Origin of the sequence: Rickettsia endosymbiont of Ixodes scapularis (assembly GCF_000160735.1) — a bacterium.
GTDB lineage: Bacteria > Pseudomonadota > Alphaproteobacteria > Rickettsiales > Rickettsiaceae > Rickettsia > Rickettsia tamurae.
Map to the genome: position 1 here is coordinate 759,880 of NZ_CM000770.1, position 14,084 is coordinate 773,963.

Sequence of the window (14,084 nt, forward strand, 5' to 3'; positions counted from 1 at the left end):
AAGCATTAAGCCATTTCTCTTGCCCATGCCTTGCTTTGTCTTCTAATGTTACTTAATTCATATGAGCCAAATTTACTAGCCAATACTGTAAACATTCCTCCTCGCTCAACGGAAGTGAGTTGTCTCTCATCTCCAGCCAATATCAGATTACAATTATTACTCCTTGCTACTTTTAGTAATTCTAAATAATCACTATTACCTACCATCCCTGCTTCATCTACTACTAGCGTAGTATTTCTTGGTAGATTAGCTTTACCATTATACAATTTAAATAAAAATCCTTTTACTGTATGACACTTCCGGTAACCTTTACTTTTAAGCTCTGATGCTGCTTTATGAGTAGGGCTAAGCCCTATAACATTTTGCCCATGATTAGTGGCAATTTTATAAACTTCAGCAAGTACTTGTGACTTACCGGTGCCAGCTCTACCTCGAAGGATTCTAATACCTTGACTATTAATTAAAATATGTTGCAGGCTTGCTCTTTGTGCTTCATTAACACTGGTAATATTTGCGATATCACTTTTAAGCTTAATAACGTTATTAAAATGAATCTGGCTATTTACCTTATCTGCTATTCTAACTATCCTTAATTCTTCTTCTCTTACGTCGTGAGTAGTATAGTATTTAGTATCAGTAGCATCTGCATTATATAGTTTGATTAATCTATCGGAATTTAATACCTCCCTTAGTAGTTTTGATTTTTCTGCTTCTGCTGGAATCTCTTTAACTGCTTTTTCTATATCGAATTTAGTAAAAATAGCTTGATGACGAATAATGCGATTAAGTACTCCATCCGCTCCTTTGATGATCTCAAGATGAGCAAGCTTACATATTTTATTTTGCTCAGATATTTCATTGATAATATTTCTCATTCTAGTAGGACCAACATGCTGCTGAGGCACGAAACTTATTGGGTCTACTCTGATGTCTAAATCTAACTTAGCAAAATATTTATTAATTACTTCTTTAGCTCTTTCATGAATTATTTTATCTTCTGGGATAATAAAAGCTTTGCCACTTACTTTGGCAAATTTAGGATTCAAATCTACTGCTTTAGCTCCTAAAGATTTACCATCTTCTGTAAATTTTCTGGTAGTAACAAGCAAATGGGCGTGCCAATTCTTCTCTCCATCATGCGGCTGATGAATATCAACCTGAACCCCTAAGCCATTTTTAACCCATGCCATTTCTTCGATTATCTCATGCGTAATTGCTATTCTATCTTGTAAATCTAATTCCTTATCATCAGGCAATGCTATTACTACATCTTTTAATAATTGACTGTTTTTTCTCTTCTCGATACGCTCCACCTCATTCGTCAAGACGCTTGAGTCTTTGAATTTTTGATCTACACGAGTAGGTAACAAAACTGCATGGTAAACATTATCGCCTTTCTTGCTAAAATTGTAAGTAACGTTAGTGCTCTCATCTTTAATAATCAGTCTGGCATTATAGGCAGCTTTAAGGCAAGCATTTTTACCTTCACTTCTACCTACTATTTCTATTCTTGCAAACTGTATCGCCATGGTTAGTGAATCTCAATCTTATTCAATCCTGAATAACATTACTATGCAATCTTAAAATCATCCACTGAATTTCAAACATATGAACCAGCAAGTAAATAATAAACCTTTAGGTTTATATATTGCGTGGTACTTTGTTATGCAACAAGTACCAACCTCTTTATTTACTCCTTTTTATATATTTTGATTAATAGCAATCACCTTTATTTGTTTCTATTGATCTTAGTTTACTGGTTCGGTTAGGTATGGGGATATTTTGATTTTGCATGCTGGTTATTTTCTTGCTATGCTAGACTCTGCAAGTTTGAAGTTGTATACAGCACTAACCTGTTTGAGAAAAAAATTTGTAGAATTTCTTAGCACCTATAATTATACAGTTGACTTCCATAATTTATTGATGATTCATGATGATTATAACAATCAAAAATAAAACTATCTCTATGGAGAATGTCATAAAACGTAGATTAAAATTAGAACAAAAAAAAGCTAAAATTATTACTGAAGAAGCAAGACTTAAAATTCAAGAAAGAAAAACTCGTACCCGTCGTTTAATTGAAATCGGCGGCTTAGTTGTGAAAGCTAAACTTGATGATTTACCCACTAACAGTTTACTAGGAGCTTTTGTTTCTTTAAAAGAAAAATTAATACAAAATCCTAATATCCAAGATCAGTGGACTACAATCGGCAAAAATATTTTTGATCACCTTAAGGATTAAGAGACGCAACTATACTAAAATTATTGTTTTTTAAATTAGGAGCTTCGCACTTGTATAGAATAAGTTACAATATTCATACACTAAATAAATCCAAAAATAGTAAATTTTGTATAAAATTTACCACTAATAGTAGCAAGTATTATAAATACTTCTATCTAATTTTACAAAGTGCGAAACTCCTGTAAATCTTTTATTTGGTTGATTTTGATTATTAATTGTCATAGCATCTCCTTGCTGTTAAAGTTCAGAAAACAGCTCAGAGGTTAAAGTGTTAGAATATTGAAGTCTTGAATTTAACCTCTGAACCAGAGTTGCACTACGGCCGCTCTTAACAAGGACAGATATCACTACAATTCTTTGAAGTACAAAGGATTTAAAAGCTTTTTGACAGATTTTTATACAATTAGGCAAACAGCTGCACAAATGAGACACAGCTAAATTACTATTGTTTATTAGCTCAACTCTTTATCTATTACATCTAAATCCAAAGTAGCATTAATTATGCTACAAAAAACATCAGAAATTCTTTTGAATATAGTATTTTGCTGGCATTTAAGCCTACTTTATATTATAATTAGTTGATCAATTAATTAAATTTATTCCTGCAAAATTAAACAACTACTATGAACCATTTCTTGGTGGTGGAGCTTTATTTTTTCAAGTTAGAGATAAATTTAAACAATGCTATTTATCTGATATTAATCTAGAGCTAGTAACGTCCTATAACACAATAAAGAAGAATCCAGAGCAGGTCAGTAAACTATTAGACTCTCATAAAGAAAAACATTCTAAAGAGCATTATTACCAAGTTAGAAGTAATAATGACAGTAATGACCCAGCAAAAATTACTGCAAGGTTTATCTATCTTAATAGATATTCATTTAAAGGCATTTACCGAATTAATATTGATGGAAAGCCAGCTCAAACTTTCTCTGGTAGGAATTATAGTAAATCTGATCTTGCCTTTAGATTAAAACAGTGTAGTCAGCTTTTATCGGGCACATCTATTTGTGCTATAGATTTTTCTTTCATTGAACCACAAAAAAATGATTTTGTTTATTTTGATCCTCCTTATCATAAATCAGGTGAGAAGTTTTATACTAGATTACCTTTTGATGAGAATGAACAAACGAGACTTAAAGATTTTGCTACAGAACTTAATGATAAAAATATTAAAATAATGATTTCTAATAGTAATACTCCCTTTATTAGAAACTTATACAAAAATTTTAATATTAGTATTATTAAGGTTAAATATTCCATGCCCGAGCACAATAAAATATCTGATGAAGTAGTTATTACAAATTATCAATTACCACAATAGCTTAGTTATATTCAAACTTGATTAATTCAAAGCAATAATCTTGCGTCTTAAAAGATTCTTCTAGATCTTGCATATGACGATTCCTAACATAATAATCATTAAAAGCCGTTGTTGATTTAAGGATTACCTTTTGGTTGACTATATCTTCCTCTACCACTACTAATTTACTTAATACCCCACAATCAATATATTGGTTATAACGTTCAATAAGAAATTTCCGTGCCCTGTACCATACTGAATCAGGATTTAATTGTTTGCTTAGCTGCAATAGATAATTTTGTTTTTCATCTTCGGTATTATTCTGCTTCGCTTCAAGCTCAGAAAATGGTATGATTTTCAACTTCTCAATACTACGACCATAGATCATTTGTACTTGCTGTAGTATTTTATCTTGTGCATTTTCTGAAAGCGTAATATTTTTAAGTAGTTTGATTTGGTATTGATTATCAATTGCCCCAATAAAGCAGCAAGAACTTAGTAAGTCATAAGCGGTATTAGCATCAAAAATGCTGATTATTTTACGTTTTAGTTGAGCTTGTTTGCTATTATTACGACTGCTTTCTATCTTATCTAAATATTGCTCTTGAGCTTTATTGAAGTTACTAAATTGAGATTTAGTAGCATAATGATTCGCTTGAGTATATTCATCACTTAACTCATGAAATAATGCCTTAGCCATATAATCTAGTAGCACTTTTTTATGACCAAAATGATGATTTGAATATTTTTCTGCAAGCTTTAAGAGTAACTGATTGATAGAATCAAGATTAAATTCTCTATTTGATTTGAGCTGTAAGTAAATTGCCATCTTCTTAGCTTAATGGATAAAAATCTATTAATTTTTTTCTTTTGAACCAGCCCTTATTCTCTACAAATTCTCCTGCTGGATTATTATGAGATGATAATGCTACTTGCTTACATCTTGTCTTATCAATTTTATCAAGAATTTCTTGCAATGGCTTACTAACTTGTAATGGAGCGATGACAAAATTATTTTTGGCTGTTTCGGTATTTTCACTTTTTTGTTTATTATTTGGTGATCTTATTGTTTTAAATTCTAATTCTTGTGCAAGATTTGGTGTTTATTGATCTTGTAGTAATTTCTGATCGTGCAGAGTTGGCTTTTGTTGATTTGGAAAAATTGTAGATTCACTACATCTAGATTTATTAGATATATTTTTATTATTATCTATATATATAGAGTGGTCCAAACTTTTTGGGGGTTGAGCCAAAATTTTTTTCATTTTCAAGAGTATTTTTTTGAGAAAATGGATGAAAATTTTTAGCTAGTTTAATACAAGGAGTATTACGGCATTTAATGCCATATTTTACGATTGTTGCATTGTAAACGCTAATAAAGCCACTTTTTTGTAACTCAAGTAAGCATTGTCGTACACGTTCTTGGCATACACCTAAGGATTCTTGAAAGAAATGATAGGTTTCCTGAAGTTCGTCGATACTATTGTTATAGTAGATTTGCATGCGGAAGACTATTAGAGATAGAAGCTGTCTTGCAGTTTTACTTAATATTTTTCCGTTATGAGATGAGAGATTACTCCATTCAGGAGGAATAAAATTGCCAACAAAATTATAGAAAATTATTTGCTTTTGATCATCAAAATTATGCGTTGCACAATCATTAGTAAAATGCGATGAGCATATAGTGTGCATAAGACCTCAACTTAAACATCAGGTTTAATCGAGGTAATAAGGCAATTAAAGCAGTATTTTTAAAAATGTGAGGAGCATATAAGCAGCATACAGAGTAGGGAGGTAAAATTAGTAGATTATGAAAAGCTTGGAGATATGGTGGTGGGTGATAGAGGGATTAAACCTCTGACCTTTACGATGTCAATGTAACGGTTTGTTTTACCTTACTTTTTGCCTTTTTCTTATAAACCAATTTATACCTCATAACTCTTTATATGTTAAGGGTTTTTTCTTACTACCAATACTATGCTTTAACTTTAGTAGAGTTGCAATAATTTGTCAATCTTTAAAAAATATTAGAAATTTTAAAATAGGATATGGATATAATGAGCATATAGCGAGTCAAATTTTATGATCAATTTTTACCTTGCAATTTACTTGGACCTTTTGAATTTATGAATCAATAATTACAATTATTAGTTGTTTATATTGTAAAAGTAATAATCAAGTTCATTGTAATTATATTTGATATAGAATTTGCTATTACAATTAAAACATACTACAGTTTTAAATATATATTTCAGTTAAGCTATGGTAGGTAATATTATGCCAGTTAAATCATTACTTTTTACTAAAGAAATGCTTCAAGAAATAAAAGCTCCAGAAGCAAAGCGAGATATATATAAAGATACCAAAGAAAAAGGATTATTGCTAATCGTCTCATACGGTGGTAGTAAAATATTTTATTTAGGAGTGGTACTTAGTAAAAAGTATCATAGAATCAAAATAGGAGTATTTCCCTATCTATCTATTATTGATGCAAGACTCAAAGCATCTGAGTTAAAAGGGAAAATTGCTCAAGGATATAATCCTATAGAAGAAAAAGCTAGATTATCTAAAGAGCCTACCTTTAAAGAGTTTTATGATAGATACCTTGATGAATACAGTAAAATTAATAATAAAAGATGGAAAGATTATGCTGATTCTGTAGATAGATATGCAAAACATTTATATCCTAGAAAAATATCCACTATTCAAAAAACAGATATTCAAGAGTTGTTTAATAATTTAACTAAAACTGGTAAATATGGAGCTAATAGATTTCTTGAAGTTTTAAGTCCTGTATTTAGTAAAGCAATAGAATGGGAATTGCTTACAATAAATCCAGTTATTGGCATAAAGAAGCACAAGGAACAATCCAGAGACAGGTATTTAACTAGGGAAGAAATACCACGATTTTTTACAGCAATAGCAGACGAGCAAAACCAGGTAATGCAAGACTTTTTCTTAATAGCTTTGTATACATCAGTTCGTAAGGATAATTTACTTACTATGAAATGGGAACAAGTAAGTTTTACTGACAAACAATTATATCTTCCAGAAACTAAGAATGGTGATCCCCACCGTTTACCTTTACTAGATCAGGCAGTAGAAATATTAAAAGCCAGGAAAGAGCAATCTACTAGTATGTGGGTATTTCCAAGTGAGACTAGCAGTAGTGGTCACCTGCAAGAACCAAAGAAAGCATGGAAGAGGATTTGTAAAAAGGCAGGAATAGAAAATTTAAGAATCCATGATTTAAGAAGAACAATACCAAGCTGGATGGCAATGACTGGAGCAAATCAATATGTAATAGGACAGCTTCTCAATCATAGAGATCCAAGATCAACAGCAGTGTATACTAGACTTGCCAATGATACTGCTCGAGAATATATGCAAAGAGCCGTAAGTACTATTATAAATATAAAATCTTAAATATATATTAATTGATATATTCATGTTATAATAATTCCTGTATTAAGTGAGTTCTATAAGAACAGAAAGGCTAGAAGAGGAAAGTAGTAAAGCAATTGTTGCAACAAGCTTGGAAATTCCTTTTTTGCTTCTTCTATACTCTTAAGAATTATTGAGTTTTTGAAGATTTTACAACAATGAAGAAATTTATAATTATGAATACTAAAGAAAAAGCTAAAGTACTTAGCTGTTTTGATGTAGCTAATTATTTTTTAGTGTTAGTTGATAGAGAAGCAGGGGATAGTATAACCCAGTTAAAGCTACAGAAATTAATATATTTTGCTCAAGGCATTCATCTTGCTTTATTTGATAAAGCGTTGTTTGAAGAAGAGATTAAGGCTTGGAAACATGGGCCAGTAGTACCAGCTTTACGCTCAATATTTGGCAACTTTAGAGATAATGTAATCCCTTTGCCTTACGAAATAGATTTTGCTATTTATACCGAGCTACAAAAAAAATTAATTCATAAAGTATATTCTTTTTATGGTGCACATTCAGCTGCTTATTTACGTAACTTAACACATACACATTCTATTTGGTATGAAGCTATAGAGAAAGCAGATAATACTATTACTAAAGAAAAGATACAGGAATTTTTTAAAGCTAATATAATAAATAATATTAAAGATTATATTTTATCAATTACTAAAGAAGATATTGCTCAAATAGAAAATGCTGAAGATGGGTGGTGGATGAACTATGATAGTGGCGTACTTGCTGAAGATATTACAGAATACCTTTTAAAGGCAAAGAAAAAAAAGGCAGGTAATAAAAATTGAAAGTCACTTGGTCTGATGAAGCTCTAGAGCAGTTACAATTCTGGAAACGTACTAACCCTAAAATAAGTAATTGGAATTAATGGTTAATTTAAATTAGCTTTATTATTAAAAAGGAATTGAGCCGGCACATTTTCACTATTTTCTACAAGAAAACGATAATATTGTTTTGCAAGATCCACAGCATCATAACTACAGCAGGAGTGGATAGCAAGTTTTAAACATTCTAGTTTTAACTCCATATCACTTCTAAACATATACAACTCACCAATAATTTATTTAGTTAATATTAACAAAATTATTACTAGTTATCAACAAATTCATAGATAGAGCTATAGATTTTATCTCCAGATAGGCACAGTTTTAGATGAATTACAGCTTTTTTTATTATGGCTTAAAACTCCACTGGCAATGTAAAAATTAGGATGTTAATGTCATCACACTAGAGAACTGATCTATTAATGGAAATATCACTTATTATATGAATAATAATTGTGCAAATCAAAGATTATATTGGTCATTAACTACTTCCTTAAAATATATGGGTTTAAGCTTAGATGAGTGGCTCGTTATATTATTTGGTATAGTACCTGGGATAGTGTTATTGAATAGCGGACATGCTAAGCTTGGTATCATTAGCATTATAACCGGTATTGTGCTTTGCTATATATTTAAAAAGTTTAAGAAACTATCAGAATATTTTATACTCAAAAGTTATTTAGTCGCCAAGAAATGGCTATATGCTCCTACTTCTTATCCTAATTTGCTTGGTAAAAAGGTAGGCAAGTAATGGATCATTTATTTAAGCAAAGCTCTATTCAGCAGCTAGTTAAATATAATAAGAGATTATTGCTGATCACATTGCTGCTTGCAGTTACGAGTCTGCTTGGAATGATTAAAACAATTAGCACGGAAGAAAAATGGTTATTAATTCCGGCAATAGAGCCGGATCGTCGGATGATAGTATCATCCAAAAGCTATCATGAGACATATCTTAAAGAATGGGCAGTTTTTGTAATGAAAGAATTATTTACTACTTCGCCAGAAGGAGTAGAGAGGCAAATAGCTGATATGAAGGTGGTGTCTAGTAATACAGAGCAATTAGATAAGTTTTTTAAAAAACATTTAGATTTTGTTAAGGGCTCTAATATTTCATCAGTATTTTTTCCTAAAAAAGTAAAAGTCATCGAAGATGGAGTATTAATTAATGGAACATTTCGTTATTGGTTTTCCGAGAATAAGCATATAGCAGCTGATAAAACTTATTTGTTAAGTTACAAGCGAGGAGCAAATCATTTATTATTACTTACAGGTATTAAGGAAGAAGAGGCAAATAAGCAATGAGAAGTTTGAAGTCAGAGTTGCAGATCTTAGTAGTTTTTGTTGGAATAATGCTTGCAAGCTTTAGTAGTAATACTTACGCTATAGGTTATATGTTACATGCTGATTCTTTGTTAGAGCTGCAAATAGCTAAAGACGCTCCAACTAGGATTAATATCGAAGGAGAAAAGATTAATGATATCTTTATCCATCCGGAGGAGGCTGCAGAAGTAGTAGTACATGATTCAGGCTGTTTATTTATTTTACCGCAGCAGACCCAAGCTAAGCTTTACTTAACACTAATTGGAGAAAATGGTACGATTCAAGATTTAATGCTGAATTTTACTAAAACTAAACCAGCACCGATTAGACTTATTAAGTTTGATTTAGAACAAGAAGTAACAAAGTTAACTAATAATAAGGAAGATAAGCATCATGAATGTAAAAAACAAAGATGTAATAGAAAAAGAAAATAATAAACAGTGTTTAAGGATAATATATTCTTTATTGCCGGTATTATTAATTTTTTGTGTAAATGTAATACTATCTGAAGTTGCTTTGGGAGAAACATTGGAAGGACAGTTAGATCGCATTGGTGGCCTCTCTACTGGTAAACTTAAAACTATTGGGATATCAGGGGCAACGATTTTGTCATCAATCTGGGCAGTGGTCAGAGGTAATTTAAGGCTTGCCGGAGCAATTGTAGCTATTGGTATTATTTTAGGATTTTATTTAGAGTGGGTCTCTAGTGGGATGAAAATCAGTTAGATAATTAGGATATTGATTAAAAGCAATGGATCAAGATTTCAATAAGCAGGAAGAAGTACAAGGTAAAGTAGAGGATCATAAATTACCATCTACATTTAGTAAAAGATTATCAGGGCTTATAGAGATAATTAAAAACAGACCATTAGTAACTCTAGCTTGCCTAGGCGTAATAATGATTTTGGTATTTTATGGATTTTCAGAAAGTGAGGTAAAAACTTCTATGGTTTTAGCGGAAGATAGACAATCAAGGGAAATATCCGGAATAGAAAAGGCCATAGATCCAAGAGCTAAATGGACTGCAGAAATATTAAACGAAGTTAAAAACATGCAGAACCATTTAGAGAAACTAATAGAGAGTAAATATTTAGAAACTAAAACTAAAATTGATGATTTTAGTCAAAAATTAGAATCATTAGAGAATCCTCTTAAAGAAACTATATTATATGATGGCAATGACTTTAACAATAATCACAAGATAGAAGATTTATTAGATAATAACCCTGAGCAAAGCATTGCTGCTGCTCCTACTGCTCCAGTAAAAAGATTACTTGGTTATATAAAAAGAGCTGATGTGGAGCTCAAAAAAGACGTTAAAGATTATATTACTACCGGCAGCTTTGCAAGAGGGGTGCTGCTTACTGGAGTAGTAGTTGGGACAGGCACTAATAATGCCGCATCGCCTGAGCCAATAATGATAAGGCTTGTTAATACAGCTATTTTTTCTAAAGGATATACAACGGAGCAAATCAAAGAAGCAATTTTAATTGGTTCATGCACTGGGGATATTTCATCAGAGCGGGCTAAATGCCGGTTAGAGACGGTATCTTTACTAAATAGTCATGGCAAGATAATTGAAAAATCAGTAGAGGGGTGGTTAATAGGAGAGGATGGTAGGCCTGGAATTAAAGGGATAGTTGTTGATAGATCATCAGATGTCGCAAGGATGGCGGTGCTTAACGGCGTACTTGGCGGAATAGCACAATTTTTTCAGAACCAGGCAACAAATAGTATATTTCCGGTGTCACCGATTACTGGGCAACAAAATGCCTTAAAAGCTCAGGATTCTCTAAAAGCCGGTGTTTATGCCGGCACTGGTAATGCTTTAGAAAAGCTTGCTGATTTTGCAATTAAACGAGCAGAAAGCATGAGTCCGGTAATTGTTGTAGCTTCAGGTAGAGTAATAGATGTAGTATTTAAAAAAGGTTTTGATTTAAGGGATAATAAAGAATCAGGTAAAGTAGATAGATTACTACCACCAACTACTACTGATTATTCGCAAAATAGCACAAATTATAGTAATAATCAAAATTATTCTAGGAATAAAGTGACAAGTTTTACTAAGGCAAAAACTAAATTGCAAGAACGTTTTACTCCGGATAATGGGACTTATGAAATGACAGAGATTGATTTGCAGTCAGAACAACAATATCCGGGTAATTTTTAATGAATAATAAAATAATTAATCTGCTTTTGTTATTAATGTTAAGCTTTAGCGTTGCTAATTGTAAGTTGATGCCATATAGGAATGATTTTGATTGCCCGCTGCCCCAAGGACTAAAATGTAAATCATTATATGAAGTAAATAAAATGGCAGATCTTGATATGTTTAATCCAAATAATAATAATGATCAGCCTAATTTTAAATCGAGATGCTCTACTAGATGCTTTGGAAGGTATAATAATGATATCAGGAATTGATAAAGATTTTGCTCGGGAAAGACTAGCTAAACATTTTGTTTATGAATCATATGATGAGGAGAGTAGCTTGTTTTTTAATAGGGCTTCAGTAGGATTTGTACTACTTGGTTGGCCACTTGTTGGAACAAGCTTGCAAGCTCAAGGTGAGATTGCAGAATTTTTAAAAAGTGATGAGAATTTACCGACAGGCAGTAGTTTTCAAATATTGATGATTGGCTCTGATCATATAAGAGAATATCTAGATAACTGGCAATTACATAGAAAGGGCAGCATCTTTGCTGAGCTTAGCAGTAGAAGAACAAAATTTTTAGAGCAAAAAGCAAAGGAAGAGGGAAATATCAAAGATGTAGTTTTATTAATTTCAGTAACTATTCCGACGCTGACGATTGATATTAATGAGATGATACGAAGAAGAGAAGTATTGCAAGATACATTTAAATCAATTGGTCTTACTACTTATAATGTTGAGGCAACATTGCTATTAAAATTTGTCCGTTTAATATTTGGTTGGAGGGAAGAAGAACATCCTGAACTTAATCCTTATGAAATATTATCTGAGCAGATTTTACCTGGTAATTTTTCTTTATATGAAAAGGAAGATTATGTAAGTCTTAATGATAATCAAATATTTATAAGCTTAGAGGCAGGAAAAAGACCGGCAGAGTGGCGTTTATCAGCCATGGATTTGTTTTTAGGTAATGAGCTAAGACGAGATGAATATATTAGATCAAATTTTTTAATTCATTTTGGTTTGCAGATTATACCAAATCAGTTAGTGGCAAAAACATCTGCTATTACCAAAAGAGAAGCATTAGAGAGAAACATTAATGCCGGGATGGGGAAGTTTTTTCCTAACCTGCAGCTAGAGGCACAAGATTTAGCAGGAGCAGTAGCGTGCTTGCAAAACGGCGATAGAGTAGTAAATATCCACTTAAATGTCATTATGTGGGATAAGCAGAATAAAGCTAAACAGGCAGCATCACAGTTTTGCTCACATATGCGAAGAAGTGGTTGGTATTTTGTCCCTTGTAAATATGATCATTTAGCGGTGGTACTTGCTAGTTTACCTATGCAGTTAGTTGAAGCTATACCAAATTCTATAGCTAGTAGGTTTAATAGATTCAATAATATATTTAACAAAAAGATTCGGGGAGTTGGCGTAGCATTATCAAGTCTTGGTAGAGGCATAAAAACTATTGCCTCAGAAAGTAAGGTGTTACTTCCCATCATTGGTGAATGGAAAGGGGATTTAAGCTCTCCTGGAATGCTGCTTACTGGTAGAAGAGGACAGATAATGTATTGGTCGCCTTTTGGCTCAGCATTAATTGGCTCAAATTTATATAGTGCATCTGCAACTCCAAATGAAAATTTTAATCTTTGTATAGCAGGAGTACCAGGATCTGGTAAATCAGTGTTTATGCAAGAATTAATGCTATCGGTCTTAGGTATAGGCGGCAAAGTATTTGTTCTTGATTATGGTCGATCATTTAAAAGAACTTGTTTGTTATTAGGTGGTAATTATATTGAATTTGATGTAAAAAATCCTATTTCTATTAATCCATTTTCAGAAATTCCAGCAGACGGCAGCGAAGGCTCAATTGAAGCACAGGCAGATTTTTTAGCAAGTTTTCCATCGATTCTAGCAACTATGGCAGCTCCTCAGTATGGCACTAATGATTTACAGCAACCAATGCTACAAAAAGCCTTAATAGCTGTTTGGCAAGCAAAAGGAGCAAGAGCTGAGATAACTGACATAGCAGATTGGTTGCTTAAAAGAGAAGAGTCTTACTCGCAAGAACTTGGTAATATGCTATTTCCATTTACCCGTGATGGGCAATATGGCAAGTTTTTTAGTGGTAAGGCAAAATTATCCTTAAGCTCAGATATAGTAGTAATTGAAACTGATCATCTTCGCAGTAACCAGGCACTACTTGCAGTAATTGTACAAATCATGATTGTTCATATTAACCAAGCAATGGTTAAAGGTGATAGGAAGCGTCCCTTTCTAATCATGATTGATGAAGCATGGAAATTACTATCTGGCAAGAGATCTGGAGAATTTATTGAAGAAGCAGGAAGAATAGCTAGAAAATACAACGGCTCAATAACCCTTGCTACTCAGCAATTAACTGATTACTTTAGGGAAGCAGGATCTGCTGCTGAAAAAGCTTTTGAGAACTCATCACATAAAGTTATTCTTAAGCAAAATCCTGAGAGCTTTAAAGCAATGAGAGCAAACCCCAAACTTGCAGGTTTTGTCGATGAGGACTGGAAGCTAAATTTACTGCAGTCTATTAATTCAAATCCACCGCATTATAGTGAAGCAGCGATTTATGGACCAAGTGTTCATGGAGTTGTGGCAAGATTAATGTTAGATCCATTTACTCTAATGCTGACCTCTACTAATGCTAGGGATTACCAAGCCATAGAAGATAGGATGAATTGGGGAATGAGCGTTACAGATGCCATYAATAATATACTGGACGAGMGAGGCTTGGTTTAAAGTTTTATG

At 32.3% G+C, this 14,084-nt stretch carries 13 protein-coding genes and 1 pseudogene; 10 read left to right on the forward strand and 4 right to left on the reverse strand.

All coding sequences use genetic code 11. The features are described from left to right. Nucleotides 1-5: 5 nt before the first annotated feature. Nucleotides 6-1,529: an AAA family ATPase gene (locus tag REIS_RS17115; RefSeq protein WP_371256138.1), complete on the reverse strand. Its 1,524-nt coding sequence runs from the start codon at nt 1,527-1,529 to the stop codon at nt 6-8. A 437-nt stretch (nt 1,530-1,966) separates the two neighbouring features. Here REIS_RS17115 and REIS_RS03895 point away from each other — a divergent pair, with 437 nt between their 5' ends. After that, nucleotides 1,967-2,242: a conjugal transfer protein TraD gene (locus REIS_RS03895; protein WP_008579956.1), complete on the forward strand. Its 276-nt coding sequence runs from the start codon at nt 1,967-1,969 to the stop codon at nt 2,240-2,242. Between the two features lie 574 nt (nt 2,243-2,816). Next, a pseudogene (locus REIS_RS12385) lies at nt 2,817-3,566 on the forward strand (DNA adenine methylase); the annotation flags it as partial. 1 nt (nt 3,567) lies between these two features. On the opposite strand, the gene REIS_RS15560 reads toward REIS_RS12385, so the two are convergent. From REIS_RS15560 to REIS_RS15570, 3 genes are all read right to left on the reverse strand, one after another. Continuing rightward, complete coding sequence (locus REIS_RS15560; RefSeq protein WP_008579960.1) at nt 3,568-4,374, reverse strand: hypothetical protein; 807 nt, start codon at nt 4,372-4,374, stop codon at nt 3,568-3,570. A 4-nt stretch (nt 4,375-4,378) separates the two neighbouring features. After that, entirely contained in the window at nt 4,379-4,522 is a 144-nt protein-coding gene (locus REIS_RS15565; protein ID WP_008579962.1) for a hypothetical protein, read from the reverse strand. A 229-nt stretch (nt 4,523-4,751) separates the two neighbouring features. After that, the gene (locus REIS_RS15570) at nt 4,752-5,237 is read right to left on the reverse strand and encodes a hypothetical protein (protein ID WP_008579963.1); all 486 of its coding nucleotides are present in this window, start codon (nt 5,235-5,237) and stop codon (nt 4,752-4,754) included. A 570-nt stretch (nt 5,238-5,807) separates the two neighbouring features. Between REIS_RS15570 and REIS_RS03910 the strand changes: the two genes are divergently transcribed. From REIS_RS03910 to REIS_RS03950, 8 genes are all read left to right on the forward strand, one after another. Then, on the forward strand, nt 5,808-6,971 hold the full coding sequence (locus REIS_RS03910) for a tyrosine-type recombinase/integrase (RefSeq protein WP_008579964.1): 1,164 nt from the start codon (nt 5,808-5,810) through the stop codon (nt 6,969-6,971). A 194-nt stretch (nt 6,972-7,165) separates the two neighbouring features. After that, complete coding sequence (locus tag REIS_RS03915) at nt 7,166-7,789, forward strand: Panacea domain-containing protein (protein WP_008579965.1); 624 nt, start codon at nt 7,166-7,168, stop codon at nt 7,787-7,789. A gap of 478 nt (nt 7,790-8,267) precedes the next feature. Continuing rightward, the gene (locus REIS_RS03920) at nt 8,268-8,576 is read left to right on the forward strand and encodes a hypothetical protein (RefSeq protein ID WP_008579968.1); all 309 of its coding nucleotides are present in this window, start codon (nt 8,268-8,270) and stop codon (nt 8,574-8,576) included. Beyond that, nucleotides 8,576-9,130 (forward strand): TraE/TraK family type IV conjugative transfer system protein, encoded by a 555-nt coding sequence (locus tag REIS_RS03925; RefSeq protein ID WP_008579969.1) that lies wholly within the window; start codon nt 8,576-8,578, stop codon nt 9,128-9,130. The genes REIS_RS03920 and REIS_RS03925 overlap by 1 nt, the downstream gene beginning before the upstream one ends. Next, a complete protein-coding gene (locus REIS_RS03930) occupies nt 9,127-9,582 on the forward strand; it encodes a hypothetical protein (RefSeq protein WP_037214435.1) in 456 nt (151 codons plus the stop codon). The genes REIS_RS03925 and REIS_RS03930 overlap by 4 nt, the downstream gene beginning before the upstream one ends. Then, on the forward strand, nt 9,542-9,874 hold the full coding sequence (locus REIS_RS03935; RefSeq protein ID WP_037214437.1) for a hypothetical protein: 333 nt from the start codon (nt 9,542-9,544) through the stop codon (nt 9,872-9,874). The genes REIS_RS03930 and REIS_RS03935 overlap by 41 nt, the downstream gene beginning before the upstream one ends. A gap of 25 nt (nt 9,875-9,899) precedes the next feature. Then, nucleotides 9,900-11,318, forward strand: coding sequence for a TraB/VirB10 family protein (locus tag REIS_RS03940; RefSeq protein WP_008579971.1), 1,419 nt, complete (start codon nt 9,900-9,902; stop codon nt 11,316-11,318). Between the two features lie 237 nt (nt 11,319-11,555). Beyond that, nucleotides 11,556-14,075, forward strand: coding sequence for a TraC family protein (locus REIS_RS03950; protein WP_008579973.1), 2,520 nt, complete (start codon nt 11,556-11,558; stop codon nt 14,073-14,075). Nucleotides 14,076-14,084 lie beyond the last annotated feature (9 nt).